We start from the raw sequence: 15,954 nt of genomic DNA on the forward strand, positions 1-15,954 counted from the left end.
TCACTCCTCATATTACCTTTTTCATATAATATGTGAGTTTTATCTTAAAAGTTTCTATAATAAAAAAAACAAACGACTTCTACAGTCATTTGTTTAATTCATATAAATCTTTCGTTTCTTCTATCATTTTGGTTAACGAGAAATATCTCTCTGCTTTCTCTCGTGCTTTCAGTCTAATACCATTCACCTTTTCTTCATTCTCTTTTAGTTCCTCAAGCGCACTTACAAATCCTGATTCGCAATATTCAGATATCAAAACACCTGATTCTCCATCTATTACTGCTTCATTTATTCCGCCGACATCTATTGAAATAATTGGTGTTCCTGTGGCCATCGCTTCAATTACCACCATCGGAAACACTTCACGAAAAGATAATAAAAGTAGGGCATCCATATTCCCTATAAATCTATGTGGTTCCGAAATATTCCCTAACATCTTTACATTTTGCTGCAATCCATACTTTTCTATTTCTTTCATAATAGACTCTTTCTCTGGTCCATCACCAGCAATATAAAACTTAAAATCATCTCTCTTTCTCAACACATTTGCAATTTTTACAAATAGTCGATGGTTTTTTTCTTTGGATAATCTGGCTAATATCCCTACATGATAAGTAGATTCTGTCTTTTTCTGCCGAAATAAAAACTTTTCAATATCCACACCATTATAAATCGTCTTTATTTTTTCTGCAGCTACATGCATTGAAATTAAATTATTTTTTTCAAACTCACTTACTGTAATAATATTGTTCACATATTTATTCATAAAATAACGAAAAAGAGTTGGCATTTTCTTCTCTAATATCGTTACATTATGCTTCGTATACACAATTTTCATCTTTTTTTTCATAAACTTTTGAAGTAGAAAAGCATATAATACCATTCGTAAACTATTGGCATGAATAAGTTCTATCTTTCGTTTACAAATTTCGTTTCGTAAGTAATAAATATTTCTCAAATGATTCCATCGGCTAAGTAACATAAAATTTTCTTTTCTAGTAAGAGATTCATATAGCTCTCCATCACCTGCAGCTGTATAAACCTTAAAATCCTCATAACGCAAATTACTTTCCAATTTACAGAAATAACTTTCAGCTCCGCCTGTTATCAATTTATCTGTCATCAAAAGTATATTCATAATTGCGTCTTCCCAACTACATTGATTTTATTTTTTCTATAGGCATGATAAGCATACTTACTAAAATAGTAAAAGATTTGCACTGCATTAAGACATTTTTGGTCTCTTAATAATTTCCAATACCGAAAAGCTGCTTTAATTTTATTTCTGGAAACCGAATTTGCTACAATTCGATACTTCGCTAATACTTGCTGTATCCCTTTCGCTTCATGCCCTTCATGTAATAATTTCAGCCATAACGCCGTATCTTCCGGCTGTACACTAGGCATTTCAATATGCGGAATTTTTTCACGATCAATTATTACTGTTAAACATCCGATAATTGTATTTCCTGCCAAACAATGATAGTCAACAGATTTCGGTACATTCACTTCTCGATTTAGTCCATTACCGTTTTCATCGATTAAACTATACGATGCATATGAAAAGGCCACACTCATTTCTTCCATAAATAACAATTGTGTCTTCAATTTATGCGGTAACCATATATCATCACTATCTAAAAAGGCAATATATCTTCCTCTCGCCTCTTGAATTGCTATATTCCGAGCCTTAGCAGCACCAATATTTTCTTTTAATGATACTAACCTAATACGCGAGTCTCCTTCTATTATCTCTTTAATTTTTGTAACAGATTCGTCAGTTGAAGCGTCATCAACGATAATCATCTCCCAATTTTCATATGATTGATTTTGTACAGATACAATCGTCTCACCTATAAATCGTATACTATTATAAGAAGGTGTTATTACAGAAACATGAGGCGCCTTATTATGTGCTGATTGACATTTTACCATCTATCTTTCCCCTTCCTTCATATATTGAAATGTACTTCACAACAATTGCTAAAAATAAAAAGAACGCTTCGTTAATAATGAGTGACAATGACATCATCTGAAATAAAAATGCAACCATAGTCAATAAAAGATACGGTTTTTCACGAAACAAAGTATACTGCGTTAACTTGAACATTAATACAAATAAAAAAGCGCTATATAAAAGAAAACCAATGGTACCCGATTCAGATAAAATTTCTAAAAATGTATTGTGCACATATAATTTTTCATTAAATTGAAATTCATAATAATTCGAAAAATTAAACGCACCGATTCCGATATATGGATTAGATAAATAATATTTAAAAGCTGCTTCCCATAATGTAAATCTGCCACTTCCATTATCATGCGAAAAATCAGAAATTCGTTTATTCAATATGTCATCCAATTGGCCACCCATTACACTATTAGATAAACTAAAGATCACTACACCAAACAATAGTAAACTTATCATTATTTTTATTTTTTTTGCAAAACTAGAAGTACATACATATACAAAAATGACAAGCACAAGCGCTAATATTCCTCCCCTTGAAAAAGTTAATAAACTTGTCGTAACACATAAAATCAATCCTAAAATGTTCGTCATATTATGTAAATTTGTCATATAATACATAAAAAATATTGTATTATAAAAAATAAAAATGTTAGGATCATCTAGCAAACCAATTAATCTTGGATATCCTCTATCAACTAATAGTCCAGCAAAAATTTCTCTTTCTTCTCCACCGTATAACCCAAAGTGCTGTAAACCAACTATATAAAGTATTAAGCTTACAATATTAAATATAAATCCTACATAAAAAATAGATGATTCAAGTGTTGCTATTTCAATATTTCCTAATAAATTTCTCATTATAAAATAACAACCTAAAACAAGTAACACACCAAAAATCATACGAATGCTAGCATGTAAATATATAGAAAGAATTCCACTCAAACAATAGATGAAATAAAATAGTAAAAATACAACTTCATGAAAATATAGCTTTTGGATATGGAAGTTTTTAATTGTTAAACAAAAATATATGACTAAAAAAATCATATAGATCTTCAACGAAAATCCAATATATATATTGTATTTACTTAACATGACAAATAATATTAGAAGCATAATCCATTTCATCGACATTTTCATATTATTTTCCATATGCTATATCCCCTGTTTCGTAATATAATCCTTTTTGCGTGTTTTTGTTATAAACGAAAAAAGAAGTTTTTTCAGCTCATAATCATATAGGAATATACCAACTACTACGATTAACGTATTCAGAACGAGCGCAATGAAATGATATGTATGCAACATATATTGCACCCCAATAAAAGTTACGCCAAAATAAATTGTATAAGGTATGACAATTTGGAATACAATTTTCTTCCTCACTACACTTACTGCTATATACCCAACTAAAGCTACAATTTCAAATAAAACCATAGCATAAGCCGCTCCTATCACTCCACCAATACTACTAAAACTATAAAGCATAATCCCACCTATCACTAATGCTATACATTGCACAACCGTTCTTTTATTTTGACGTCCACTCGTTGTTAAGCCGTCAGCTATAGCAATATTTAAACTTTGTAGCACAATGAGAAAGGATAATATTTGGAGTGGCTCTACTGCATTGCTCCATTCCTCATAAAAAAATATAGAAATAAAGTATGGTGCTAAATGATATAAACCGATTGTCATACAGACTCCCACAATCGCCATTGATTTTATTTGAAGTAAGTTTAATTTCGTATGCTCTTCTAAATTTTTTTGATTATAATGCTTAAAAAGCACTGGGTAAAACGCACCTGCAATTACCCCTGGCACTTGATATAAAGCTGCTGGCATCCGGTACGCCACTGCAAAAACACCGACCATACTTAGTGGCAATGTATAGTTAAGTAAGATAGGCGCTAATTGCGGGGTGCTCATTATTAAAAAACCGCTAATAATAAAAGGTGTTAATTGCCAAAATAATGCTTTATGGATTACGACTTTCATATTCATTTTCGTCTTTTTTCTCATGATATATATGCTGAACAAACCACCGATCATATACCCAAAAGCATATAAACGAGCTGTTACATACACCGGTAACTCTCCGAAAATACAAAAACATGTAATGATGATAACAACTGACGCTGATACAACTTTAATAAGTGCTATATACTTCATTCGTTCCATCAACTGAAAGTAGGCAATCCCTATATTTTGGAAAGTTAATCCTATTAACATGAAAAACATTACGTTTATCATCATGTAAATTACATTTCTATCCGCATACATATAATGAATAGCAATATAACCGATTATAGAAATAAAAATAAGTAGGATCATCCTTATTTTTATATACGACGATAAAATCTTCCCTAAGTCTACTCCATCTTTTGCCCCTTCTCGAAGAAACGTGTTAGTAAGTCCTAAATCTGTAAAAAATAACATAAAAAACGTCACTGCTATAGCAACACTAAACATCCCATAATTTTGTGCATTAAAAAAATTTGCTAAAGCAATTAAACTCACAGCCTGAAGAAGATTAGCTAAAATTGTGCTATAAAATAGATGGATAATATTATTTAAAATAGATCTACCCATACCTGTTCTCCTTTGCAAGCAACCTACTTACATATATTTATCTTGCACCATTACGGTTCAATACAATTAAAACAGTTTTACATAAAATACGAATATCCATCCTGATCGTTTTCATTTCAATATACTCCATGTCCAACTTCAATTTTTCTTTTGCATCAAGATTATATCCTCCATTTATTTGTGCCCATCCTGTTAACCCTGGTTTCACGATTAAGCGGTCTTTGAATTCTGGAATATACGTATCAAATTGTTTATAAAAATACTCTCTCTCTGGCCTAGGTCCAACAAAAGACATATCGCCTTTTAAAATATTGAAAAGTTGCGGCAATTCATCAATTCTCGTTTTTCTTATAAATGATCCAACTTTAGTAATTCTTGGATCATTTTCATCTGCCCACTGTGGTCCATTTATTTCAGCATCTGTTACCATCGACCTTAATTTAAATACATTAAATTTCTTCCCATTCATGCCTAAACGTTCTTGAAAATAAATTGGAGCTCCTGCTGTTTCGAAAACAATTATAATACAAAAAAACAACATAATTGGCAGCGTAACTAGTAACAATATGAGTGAAAATATAATATCAAACAAGCGCTTTATACTTCGATTCAAAATACTGGTCTTTTCTTGGGCCGGAATCGTATACAACTCGGCTTGATTTGTTTCACGAATCATAAATCGTTACCCCCACATTCAAGAATATAAAACTATACCTATTAATTCACATTCTTTCTTCTTTATATTTGCTATCACTTTTTGCACAGTACGTAGGGAATCTTTTCTCTTTTTAACTGCTAAGACCACTCCATCGCATTTTCCTGCAATCATGTGCGTAGCAGGAAGCTCAAATACTTCAGAGGAATACAAGAAAATGTAATCAAAATCTTCCTTCCATTTTGCAATTACATCATCAAATTCATCTGTAGCAACTAAAGGTGTACCGGTGTGTACTGTTTTTTTTGCAGGAATACAATATAAGTATTTAGATAAGTTACTAGAGAAAGTTTCATAACTACAGGAGGGATCGCTTATTATATCATTCACTGTTTTCGTATGGTTGCTTTGTAATAATAGATGTAGCTTAGGATCGGAAAAATTCACATCGATAAGTAACACCTTTTTTTTCATTTCTGCAAATACTAGCCCTATATTGACTATAAACGAGGCAACAACGCCTCTATCCTTCGTTGAACTAATTGTGAACACTTGTTTCCCCGATTTTTTTAACTCGTGATACAGCGTATAAAACTGCTCTTTCATTAAAGTATCATGCGGGTCAAATGGAAGCCGTTTCTTTGTCTTAAACATCGACATGTTCACCTCGATATATAGATGATTGCGAATCAACTTCTGTAAATTTCTTTTTTCTTTTCGGTTTCATATTTATGTAACCAATAACAGGGATTGTTGTTATTTTCTCCAAATCTTGTTCGACGTATATACGCTCATCAAAATAATCTCGAAATACAGCTAAACCTACCCCAACAAAAAAACTAACAAGTAAAGAAATAGGGATAATAAGTTGAAATTTCGGAAACAGTTTTTCAGCTTTTTCCTGTAACTCAGGGTCAGTTAATATTTTTACTCCCTGTACATTCGTATACTGCTGAAAGCTTTTTTGAGATTGTTCTGCCAGTGACTTTACAATTTCTTTTACAATTTTAGGATCCGAATCTTTTACTGTAACAGTAACAATTTGTGAATTGTCCATATTCACTACTGAAATCTTTTGAGCTAATTCGTAACTTGATTGCTCTAATTTCAAAGTTTTTTTGACGGTTGAAATAATAAGTGGACTTTTTAAAATATCAACATACGAAGTTACGAGTTGCTTATTTTCCTGTGTTTTATTTGCTGAATTTTCCTTATTAAACTCATCTAAATTCCCAACGAGAATTTGTGTTGAATATTGATATGAAGGCTTTAATACGTACATAGAGATAAGAATTAGAGAAACAGTTAAACAGCACATCGTCAAAATAATTGTTACTATCCTTCTTTTCAATAACTGTTGAAAATCCTTCATACTAATTTCTTGCTTCAATTATTTCACCGCCTTTGTCTGATTCATATTCTGCACATCATTCTTTACAGATAACTCTTTCTTCTTTCTATTCGCTTGCTTTGTTACATACTTTCCGACTCTGAATGCAAATTTTTCTACAAATATATACGAAAGCATTGCAAGTATAAATGAAAAAACGAGTGAAAAAATTAAAATGATAGGCAACGGCAATATTTCATGAAGCATGTATATAAGGGAAAATAACGATATGATATGGTATAAATAAAGACTGTAAGAAATCTTCCCCAAATATAACAAGTATTTATTACGCAGCAACGATGACAAAGTTGATACTGCTAAACTTAATATGACAAATAAACATGCACTTATCGCTACTACGTAGTCTCGCAATATAAAATTATTGAGCACTTTAATTTCTCCGATAAGCCCTTCATACATATAAAGTAAAATCGCTAATAAAAACCATGCAATTTTCTCATTTTTAGTACGATTACTATAAAAAATTATTACATTATTTTTATACTTCGCAACTAGTGCTCCTAGTAAAAATAGCACCGTGTAATGTGGTGTTAACATATAGCTTGTTAATGTTAAACTCGAGCGAAATAAAAATAATATCGCAACAGAGCATATACTAAAACTAAACAATGTCAATAACGAATCCCTCAACGTTTTTCTTAAACAAACCATCAAAACTAACGGGAAAATGATTGATATTCGCATTTCATGAACAAGTGACCAAATTACGCCGTTATATGCATCTGTATTATATTTCCCAACCAATAATATATGCTGCACGATTAGGCTTAAAGAACTTTCAATCGTCCATGAGCGATTAAACCATTCACTTAAATGAGAAATTCCATATTCACTCATTGTAGTTTGGCATAAAATAGCTATAAGTATCGCTACGATATATGGAATATAAATTCTGCATATACGCTTTACAAGGAATGACCTATAGCTATCATAATTTTTTTGAATAGATTCATACAAAACAAATCCACTCAAAACAAAAAAGATAATAACAGATTCGTTACCACTACTAAAAACAAGACGAGCAGGTGTTTCTTTTAATAGATACATAACAAATGGTTTATTATCTTCATAACTGTAATTTTGAAATACTGAAAAAATCATTAAATGATGGCCAATCATTACTACTAATGAAGAAATCCCTCTAATTGAATCCAGTTCTTCATACCTATTCATCGCTTTATATCAACTCCTAATGAAATGATAATAATCATTTCAAAGCGACACCATTATTCATATTCCTCTCCTTTCTTTTCATTCCAATTTTTCATATTAAAATGATTTATAGCGTAATTTTTAATGTATTGTAACATTTTTTTTGTAATATTATGAATAGTTAATCCCTTTAATTGGTATATACCAATTTCAACCTCGAAAAATGAAAAAGATTGCTAGAAAAGCACTATAAAAATATCTTGTATATTTACAAGATTAAAGATAGGAATAGCATTTTTTATTTTATTTAATTACTAGCACCACTATATGCTACATGTCGTTTCTCAATTCGTTCCTCAATTTCTTTCATATTTTCTTTATTATTTAATAGTGATTGTTTATTTTCAATTAATAATTGTTTAAAAGATTTTCTCACTTTTTTTCTCATTTTCATTGTCCTCCTTGGGGGATGATTTATATAAAAGATAAAGAATTATCTGGTTGTTCTTATAATAATTGATTGTTGTGAATTCCATTTGAACTTCATATGAAAATTCCGTTTATTTTCTGACAACTTTGTGAACACTCAAAAAAGAGTCTCCTAAAACAATTTTATAGTCGTTTCATTCAATTACATAAATCGCCATTTGCATCATCTTATATCAATTTACCTTGTCGAAATATTTATATATTTTAAGCTGCATTCCATATACTTTCATCTACTAAAATTCTTTTTTTCAAAATAAAAAAGAAGGTGTCACCTAGTCTAAGTTCGACTTATGCAACATCCTTCTTTCCAAACTATTTACAGCATATTGATTAACATTTCAGGTCTTCCCCAATTCATTTCTTCACAAACGAATCGTAGTTTTTCTTCATCTATTGTGTGTAATCCTTCTTCTAGTGAACATGAAATTGGAACTTCACAATGAATTTGCGCTAATTGTAATGAAATATTTAAATTCTCTAAATCACTTTCGATCTTCGTACGTTGCGCTTTCGTTAATGATGCCACATTTTCTAGTACAGTTGCTACTGTACCATGTTCTTGAATAAGCTTATACGCTGTTTTTTCACCGATACCTTTTACACCTGGGTAATTATCGCTCGTATCTCCCATGAAAGCTTTCGCATGCACGATTTGCCACGGTTCTACACCTTTTTCTTCCATAATTTTCTCTGGTGTGTAATACTCGTAATTTCCAATTCCTTTGCGCAGAAGCATAACTGTAACGTTCTTATCAACAAGCTGAAGTAAATCTGTATCACCTGTTAAAATATAAACTTTCGCTTCATTGCAGTATTGTTTTGCTAGTGTACCGATACAATCATCCGCTTCATACCCTTTCATGCCGATAACTGGAACAGATAATTTCGCAGTCATTTCTTGTACTAGATCAAATTGCGGAATTAATTCTTCAGGTGGCGCTGCACGATTCGCTTTATAATTTGAGAACGACTCTGTTCTAAATGTTGTACTTCCCATATCCCAGCATGTTACGATGTGTGTCGGTTCAATTGCTTGCATTGCCGTTAATAAATGTTTCATATAACCATGAATCCCGTTTGTAGGGGTACCATCTTGTCGTTTCATAAACTGCCCGTAGACACTTGTTGCATAAAAAGCACGAAATAATAGTGCCATACCATCAACTAATAATACTTTTTTCATAATTCCTCTCCTACCAAAAAAAATAATAACCCCACGTCATCACGTAAGGTTATATAAATAGATTACCATTCTACGTTTTTCAACTTTGTCTATTATACATTGTTTTTGTATATTTAGCATCATTTACACATTAAGACGTTTTACTACAACAAGTATGAAGAATCCCTGTATACGTATTTTTCCCAGTTGAAACTACTACAGCTTTTGCATTTCCACTAACAATATACGTCCCTTTGAAACATACATTTTCAAGTTCAAGTGGATTATAGTCTTTCATTCTTTTCAAAGGAATAAATCGTTTGCGTTCAAGATGATAGCAACTTTCAAATTTCTCAATACTTGCATCGTTTCCTGTTAGCACAGATTCATTTACTAATAGATCATTTGCATAAATGATACGTACATCTGCTGGTACTGTATCACCTTCTGAAAGGAAAATCATATCTCCTGGAACAAGCTCTTGTACTGGCAAATCCATCATTTTTAATTCACCGTTTAAACCTGTTACACTAGAACATTCTACTCGAGACACAGTAATCTTCTCACATTGTAATCCATCTCTCACATGTTGTTTTGAAAAACCTGGGATCATTCCACCTAGCTTCATCATCACTTCTGCAATACGAGCTCTTTTTGAAGTTAATTCATTTCGGCCGTATACTTGAATACGTTTTTGTGCCTCTTTCATAGATAATCCATCTCTTGTTGTTTTAAAATACGCAAATACAGATTTTACATCTCTCGTTGCGATTTCAATTAATAAATCTTTATTTTTTTGAAGCATCGTTTGTTCTTTCATTGATTTTTTGCTTAATTTATATGACGTGTTACCCACAGTTTTGTTTGCATATAACATATTATCGTCTCCTCCTTTACAACGTAGGAAGAAACGCTTTGTTTCTCAATTTATCCACTTTACGGTGAAAGTGTCTAGCGCCTAAACATACATATAAACGCTACATGATGATAAATATAGAGGGAGGAACAAGTCGTTTCCTGCCTACATCATATATTTTTGATTTGAAGTATATGGGTAACGGAACCGAGTCAGAATTTGACATGCTCCTCACCTCCTCGTTTTATTTTATAGTTTATACTATGAAATTACTCATAGCTTTGTAACAAAAAGACCCTTACTCCGAAAAGAGTAAAGGCCATGACATACACAAATAAACGATTCCTAATACAATTAGAAATCTACGGACCTCTCCCTCGCCGAGTTTTAGCACTGTATAGCATAGGTACATTACCAGCTACATTAAGAAAAACCTTAATTCGATCATTCCTGTTGACCCATTGGCGTCTCTCGACATTTTTGGGCAGTAGCATTTCTCTATACAGGAGCCTCACCTAACAGAGACTTATTTTTATTACATAGAAAATGTTACTCTTATTTAAAATAGATGTCAACACCTTGAATGGAATCTTTTCCTTATTACAACAACTCCCTCTCATATACATACTATTTCTCTTTCTACGTATCAAATGAATGAAGCACATATTTTAAAATTAGTAAAAATAAAAACCTTACGTTTAAACGTAAAGTTTTTAATAAGTTATACAACCAGCAATTACAATCCCAATTGAAAGCGATAAAAACATAAGAAAAAGACCGACCGCTTGATTATCTTCTTCAAGACTTTTATTTATATTAAAGCGTGGTGTAAGCCACTCAGCTAAATAAAAGACGATAATTTGAGCCAAAATCCCAACCGCTCCCCACGAAACCATATCAAGAAGTGAAATGGAATTAGCTGCTGTTGAATATAAAACAATAGCTAACCCCAGTAATCGCCCTCCAAGTACATAGCTTACTGCCTTATTCCCTTGGGCCATTAACTTAAATTCTTTTACTTTCGTTGTCACTTCCATCAGGAAAAGACCTATGCATAAAAGACCAAGTGTTACTGCTAAATATAATAAAAAATTAATCATATACTTCCTCCTTTTTTATACCTACTGGTAAATAGTACGATTCATTCCCCGTAATTTTTTCACCAGCACGAATACCGATACTACTTGCTTTTCCTGCAATTAAAAACGAACCAAACACATACGACAGTTTCTCCATCCCTTTCTCTGTTTCCAAAGATACGACTGGAAGTTCTGTATACTTTTGAAATATCGGCAGTGACGCTTTATACGTTTGGTGTGCATTTTGAATCATAATATTTTCGTCCTTATCACGAATGGTAATCGTGTCTCCCTCTCTACCAAATGAAGGTTTTTGAACGAAAGAACCTTTTCCTAAAAATAAATCTGGTTCTAAATATGTAGGTAACATATATTCTTTAATCCACTGTCGTTCCTCATTTGTATAAAAGACCTCTTCTTCTGCTAATCCCCAAATAAGACACTGAACTGATTTAGGCTGAAGTAAAAATGCTGACAAAGGATTTATAATAAACAGCTTTCCGGCTTTTACGAGTTGCAACAACTCCACACCTACCAAATCCCCTGTTTCAGGATCTTGATCCTCAATTAAATCTTCTATCGGATATGTTTGACGATATAAAACATCAATTTGCACTCCATCCCTATCCACTAAAGAATCTTTTGTAATTCTAAGTTCTGACATTGGCACGACTTTATTTTCAACACGGCATAACTGACTTAAATACATAGTCGTATTCCAATCCTCAATATGCTCATGATGCGCTGTAAAAACAACATTTGGGTTGTCTATTCCCTTTGTCGCTTCCATTACAGCTTTTGTAACACCAGAGGATAGCAATCGCTCTTGGCCTAAGTTTGGATCATCATAACCTAGCTTTTTACAAACTTCCCCATTCATTTGAAAGCATTCCATAATAAAGGTAGGTGTATCACTATTAAACTCAAGCATTTTCATTTGGTTATCGCCTGTTAAAACGAAATCAAATCGTGAAATAACAGATTCAGGATATAATCCTTTCATTCTAATGAACGATAAGCTTGCGGGGGGAAATCCAAGTTCAAGAAGCTGTTCGTCACTTAAATTACGCAAAAGTCTAGCAGTCTTAAAAAATATTTTCCCCATTCGTTCAGTTGCAACTTGTAATTGTTTCATAGTCTCATTTGTTATAGGAAAAACATGAAACAAACTATACTCACATTCATATAAATCCGACCAGAAATCCTGATATTTTGAATAAAACTCTTTTCGATCCCTTATGTATTGCGACATATGTTAGCCCCCAAATCCTCCCTTTGAACCGCTTCCAATTCCACCTTTAAATTCCGCAGACGATTGATACGATTTAAATGCCGATGAATTTTTAAAAGTGGATTTATTTTGATAGTATGTTCCGCCATAGAAATAATGTCCACGATAACCTGAACTACTATCATCACACTGCCATACCCCAAGTTCATCATCCCAATCCCAATCTGAACAACTTTTATCATTCGGTTTTGGGGGTAAATCTTGTGCGCAGCCAAATAAGGTGCCAGTCATTAAAGACGTTACGACACCACCTACTAGCCATTTCGTTTTTGTCACCTTCGCACTCCCCTTTATAAAATATATTTCTATTATATAAGAAGCCATGATAAAGTAGAAGAAAAAGGAAGAAGAGGGATGAAATGCGCTTAGAATATCGACTTAATGATGAAACAAAAGGGTATCCTGCTTTATGGAATTACACAAATATTTCTAATTCTGAAATTATCGCACGCATGACTTGTGAATATTTTATAAAAGATAAAAATACATATGTTGTTACTGCAACTTCAGTAGATCCAGATGGAACAGTAGTTATATATATTCAACAAGAAACTTTCTCTAACGATCCTTCAGATCCTACTTACTTCCACATCGGTTTTGAAATTAGAGAGCTAAAGGATACAAGTTCAAACTTGATTGAAAGTAAAGATGTATGGAACTATGAAGAAATCTTGCCATATCTGCATTCAGATATTATATATATTCAACAAGACGGCATGCATATGGAATTTACTTTAGATTCAAGAGAAATTGATGAAGACAGAAAATGCTATATTTATTACGGAAACTTCACAGGTGAATCAAGATAACATGGATATATGTATACAACAAAAAAACCTTACGTATAAAACGTAAGGTTTTTATATAGCCCCACATATGCCGTTCTCTCTAGATGTCCATAAACCTGCTCTCACAGGTGGATGCTCTCACAAATGTTTGTAACTTCCTTCTTAAAAAGATGGCATGTTAGCTACATTTAAATATTGAACTTCCATATTAAACTTATTGGTTTAAGACATGCATAAGCTACGTACACCGTAGGAATTTTATATAATGTTAGTTGAAATAAGACCCCCGCACGTGCCGCTCCTCGTAAATGTCCAAAAACCCGCTACTCGCAGGTGGATGCCCTCACAGTTACCGTACATCTTCCTCCACAAGGAAGGCTTGATGATGGTCACTAAATATTGAGCTTCCGTATAACTAACATCGGTTTTAGACATAAATAAGTTACGTACACCGCAGGATGTATTATTTACTTGTCGTTATATTATCACATTGTTTCCAATGTGTAAAATACAAAGTTTTTCGAGCAATCTCTTGCTTGTGACCTTATTTTAATACAAATTATTTTTGCATGCAAGTGATTAATCTTCTTCTTTTGCAATTTGATTTTCTGGATAAGAAATCCAATCACTCCAGCTACCTGCATACAATTTAACATTTTGGAATCCAGCTAATTTCAATGCAACGATATTTGGACATGCTGTAACACCAGAACCACAATATACAATTGTTTCCTTATCTTTCGAAAGATTTTGGAATCGTTCTTGTTGCTGAGCTTCATTCTTAAATTGTCCTGATTGCAGCATTCCATCCTTCCAAAAATAATTTACTGCTGTTGGAATGTGTCCTGCTTTCGGATCAACAAGTTCCTCTACACCAGCATAACGTTTTGGCTCTCTAGAATCAATTAACGTAACATCTGCACCTGCATAGATATTCTCTCTCACCGTTTCCATCGTTACAAGCATATGATTTTGTATATTTTCTTTGAATGCTTTTCGTTTAGCAACAGAAATTTCTGTTGTTACCGGTAGTCCATTCTCTTTCCATGCTGGAAATCCACCATCTAATATATATACTTTCTCATGTCCTACATAGTTTAATAACCACCAAAGACGAGAAGCATTTGCACCCGCTTCACTGTCATATGCAATCACTGTCGTATGTCCATCAATACCAGCTCGCGACAGCTTGTCTGCAAACTCCTCAATATTTGGTAACGGGTGGCGACCACCATGTTCTGTTATAGGACTTGATAAATCTACATTCAAATCAAAATATAATGCATGAGGAATATGTTCCTCCTCATACTTTTCTCTACCCCAATTAGGATTCGCTAAATCAAAACGACAATCGATTATACGGACGTTCTCATCTTCTATATGCTCACGTAACCATTCGACTGTAACTAACATCTTTAACGACCTTCTTTCTCTTTCAAACGACTTACATACTCCATAACCATTTCTTTTGTAACATATTTACGCTCTAGTGTAACACCATTTTTTGCAAGAGCATTAATTTGCTTCGTTACAACATTAATGACATCAACCGAAAATTCTTTCCCATTTGACGCAAGAGATACGGCTGCTTCAATAGCTGCTTCACGCTGCGCATCTAATTGTAAACATGCTTTTACACTTTCATTTTGTTTACGAGAATGTGCTGTAATTGCTTTATGTACTTCCATCTTCTCTTCCCCCTAAATAAGTTATACGTTCTGATTTAATTCCATTGCAAGCCGAAACATATCACGGCATACAATCCCATTTTCAATAATCTCTTCTTCATAATGCTTCGAAAAGTAATCAAAATCAATAGAAAAAATACGAAATCCACATTTTTGATAGAAAGCAAGTTGTGAAACACTAGAATTGCCTGTACCAACTTCAAGTTTTGACATACCATATCCTTTAGCAGTTTCTATAGCATGACTTATTAGCTTCTTTCCAATCCCTTTTCCTTGCAAATGCTCTACAACCGCAATATTCATAATTTCCATCGTCTTCGGCCTTGTTTCCAAAATTACATATACACCGATTACATTATCCTCTTGCTTAGCTACGTATGTTAATCCTCTTTGTACATATGCACCAATTTGCTGTTCACTTGGATCAGCAAGTAGTAATAAAGACTTCGGTATAGCTTCTTTTGAAATACGTTCTATTACAACAGTCATAAAAAATTCCCCCTTCTCTATTGTTCTAAACCCTCCTTGTCTACCATAAGTAATAGAAAGGAGGGATTCACCATGGACAACAATGAGAAAAAATGCAACGTCATCTCTATTGATGGAAAGAAGAAGAAGAGCGACACGTATTCCTATCCAAAATTAGTAGTAGAAAATAAAACATATGAATTTTCTTCGTTCGTCTTATGCGGTGAAACACCAGACGGCAGACGACTCGTTCTTACTCATATGATTTCTACCGATGAATTTGCTGGATTTGTCAAATCTTTAGATACGGTACTACAAAAGAAAATCGAACGAATCTTTTTCTCATAACGA

The 15,954-nt window shown here is 32.9% G+C and carries 19 protein-coding genes, 2 other RNA genes and 1 riboswitch; of the genes, 2 read left to right on the plus strand and 19 right to left on the minus strand.

Going from position 1 to position 15,954, the window contains the following annotated elements; all coding sequences use genetic code 11:
- Positions 1 to 85: 85 nt before the first annotated feature.
- The 14 genes from QCI47_RS19900 to QCI47_RS19965 all read right to left on the minus strand — a co-directional run bounded on the left by QCI47_RS19900 (position 86) and on the right by QCI47_RS19965 (position 12,935).
- Entirely contained in the window at positions 86 to 1,138 is a 1,053-nt protein-coding gene (locus tag QCI47_RS19900; RefSeq protein ID WP_309422608.1) for a glycosyltransferase family 4 protein, read from the minus strand.
- The gene (locus tag QCI47_RS19905; protein ID WP_353811930.1) at positions 1,135 to 1,935 is read right to left on the minus strand and encodes a glycosyltransferase family 2 protein; all 801 of its coding nucleotides are present in this window, start codon (positions 1,933 to 1,935) and stop codon (positions 1,135 to 1,137) included. Before QCI47_RS19905 ends, QCI47_RS19900 begins: the two co-directional genes overlap by 4 nt.
- The gene (locus QCI47_RS19910) at positions 1,910 to 3,124 is read right to left on the minus strand and encodes an O-antigen ligase family protein (protein ID WP_098671821.1); all 1,215 of its coding nucleotides are present in this window, start codon (positions 3,122 to 3,124) and stop codon (positions 1,910 to 1,912) included. The genes QCI47_RS19905 and QCI47_RS19910 overlap by 26 nt, the downstream gene beginning before the upstream one ends.
- A 3-nt stretch (positions 3,125 to 3,127) precedes the next feature.
- The gene (locus QCI47_RS19915) at positions 3,128 to 4,564 is read right to left on the minus strand and encodes an oligosaccharide flippase family protein (RefSeq protein WP_229132103.1); all 1,437 of its coding nucleotides are present in this window, start codon (positions 4,562 to 4,564) and stop codon (positions 3,128 to 3,130) included.
- A gap of 37 nt (positions 4,565 to 4,601) precedes the next feature.
- The gene (locus QCI47_RS19920; protein WP_071742714.1) at positions 4,602 to 5,240 is read right to left on the minus strand and encodes a sugar transferase; all 639 of its coding nucleotides are present in this window, start codon (positions 5,238 to 5,240) and stop codon (positions 4,602 to 4,604) included.
- 18 nt (positions 5,241 to 5,258) lie between these two features.
- A complete protein-coding gene (locus QCI47_RS19925) occupies positions 5,259 to 5,879 on the minus strand; it encodes a CpsD/CapB family tyrosine-protein kinase (RefSeq protein WP_041184092.1) in 621 nt (206 codons plus the stop codon).
- Positions 5,866 to 6,609 carry a YveK family protein gene (locus tag QCI47_RS19930; protein WP_061130692.1) on the minus strand — a complete coding sequence of 248 codons (744 nt, stop codon included), beginning with the start codon at positions 6,607 to 6,609 and terminating at the stop codon, positions 5,866 to 5,868. Before QCI47_RS19930 ends, QCI47_RS19925 begins: the two co-directional genes overlap by 14 nt.
- On the minus strand, positions 6,610 to 7,803 hold the full coding sequence (locus QCI47_RS19935) for an acyltransferase family protein (RefSeq protein WP_061130693.1): 1,194 nt from the start codon (positions 7,801 to 7,803) through the stop codon (positions 6,610 to 6,612).
- Positions 7,804 to 8,089: 286 nt separating this feature from the next.
- The gene (locus QCI47_RS19940) at positions 8,090 to 8,230 is read right to left on the minus strand and encodes an FbpB family small basic protein (protein ID WP_001228048.1); all 141 of its coding nucleotides are present in this window, start codon (positions 8,228 to 8,230) and stop codon (positions 8,090 to 8,092) included.
- Positions 8,231 to 8,587: 357 nt separating this feature from the next.
- Entirely contained in the window at positions 8,588 to 9,454 is an 867-nt protein-coding gene (locus QCI47_RS19945) for a 5'-3' exonuclease (RefSeq protein WP_076873281.1), read from the minus strand.
- Between the two features lie 130 nt (positions 9,455 to 9,584).
- Positions 9,585 to 10,310: a P-type ATPase actuator domain-containing protein gene (locus QCI47_RS19950; RefSeq protein ID WP_000964968.1), complete on the minus strand. Its 726-nt coding sequence runs from the start codon at positions 10,308 to 10,310 to the stop codon at positions 9,585 to 9,587.
- 343 nt (positions 10,311 to 10,653) lie between these two features.
- A riboswitch (M-box (ykoK) riboswitch) is annotated at positions 10,654 to 10,819 on the minus strand.
- A 183-nt stretch (positions 10,820 to 11,002) separates the two neighbouring features.
- A complete protein-coding gene (locus QCI47_RS19955) occupies positions 11,003 to 11,389 on the minus strand; it encodes a DUF350 domain-containing protein (protein WP_000606860.1) in 387 nt (128 codons plus the stop codon).
- A complete protein-coding gene (locus tag QCI47_RS19960; protein WP_000084961.1) occupies positions 11,382 to 12,620 on the minus strand; it encodes a glutathionylspermidine synthase family protein in 1,239 nt (412 codons plus the stop codon). Before QCI47_RS19960 ends, QCI47_RS19955 begins: the two co-directional genes overlap by 8 nt.
- A gap of 3 nt (positions 12,621 to 12,623) precedes the next feature.
- Positions 12,624 to 12,935, minus strand: coding sequence for a hypothetical protein (locus tag QCI47_RS19965; RefSeq protein ID WP_000169022.1), 312 nt, complete (start codon positions 12,933 to 12,935; stop codon positions 12,624 to 12,626).
- Between the two features lie 83 nt (positions 12,936 to 13,018).
- Between QCI47_RS19965 and QCI47_RS19970 the strand changes: the two genes are divergently transcribed.
- On the plus strand, positions 13,019 to 13,468 hold the full coding sequence (locus QCI47_RS19970; RefSeq protein ID WP_229142945.1) for a hypothetical protein: 450 nt from the start codon (positions 13,019 to 13,021) through the stop codon (positions 13,466 to 13,468).
- 54 nt (positions 13,469 to 13,522) lie between these two features.
- On the opposite strand, the gene ssrS (QCI47_RS19975) is transcribed toward QCI47_RS19970, so the two are convergent.
- The 5 genes from ssrS (QCI47_RS19975) to QCI47_RS19995 all read right to left on the minus strand — a co-directional run bounded on the left by ssrS (QCI47_RS19975) (position 13,523) and on the right by QCI47_RS19995 (position 15,624).
- Positions 13,523 to 13,706, minus strand: a non-coding RNA gene (ssrS, locus tag QCI47_RS19975) — 6S RNA.
- A gap of 21 nt (positions 13,707 to 13,727) precedes the next feature.
- Positions 13,728 to 13,910: non-coding RNA, 6S RNA (gene ssrS, locus QCI47_RS19980), on the minus strand.
- A gap of 116 nt (positions 13,911 to 14,026) precedes the next feature.
- A complete protein-coding gene (locus tag QCI47_RS19985) occupies positions 14,027 to 14,860 on the minus strand; it encodes a sulfurtransferase (protein ID WP_074542997.1) in 834 nt (277 codons plus the stop codon).
- Between the two features lie 2 nt (positions 14,861 to 14,862).
- Entirely contained in the window at positions 14,863 to 15,135 is a 273-nt protein-coding gene (locus QCI47_RS19990) for a YpbS family protein (RefSeq protein WP_000451811.1), read from the minus strand.
- 21 nt (positions 15,136 to 15,156) lie between these two features.
- Positions 15,157 to 15,624: a GNAT family N-acetyltransferase gene (locus QCI47_RS19995; RefSeq protein ID WP_000219273.1), complete on the minus strand. Its 468-nt coding sequence runs from the start codon at positions 15,622 to 15,624 to the stop codon at positions 15,157 to 15,159.
- Positions 15,625 to 15,696: 72 nt separating this feature from the next.
- On the opposite strand from QCI47_RS19995, the gene QCI47_RS20000 reads away from it, so the two are divergent.
- Positions 15,697 to 15,951, plus strand: a complete 255-nt coding sequence (locus QCI47_RS20000) for a DUF3931 domain-containing protein (protein ID WP_000369740.1) — start codon at positions 15,697 to 15,699, stop codon at positions 15,949 to 15,951.
- Positions 15,952 to 15,954: the final 3 nt, after the last annotated feature.

The organism is Bacillus cereus group sp. RP29 (genome assembly GCF_040459765.1).
Lineage (GTDB): Bacteria > Bacillota > Bacilli > Bacillales > Bacillaceae_G > Bacillus_A > Bacillus_A paranthracis.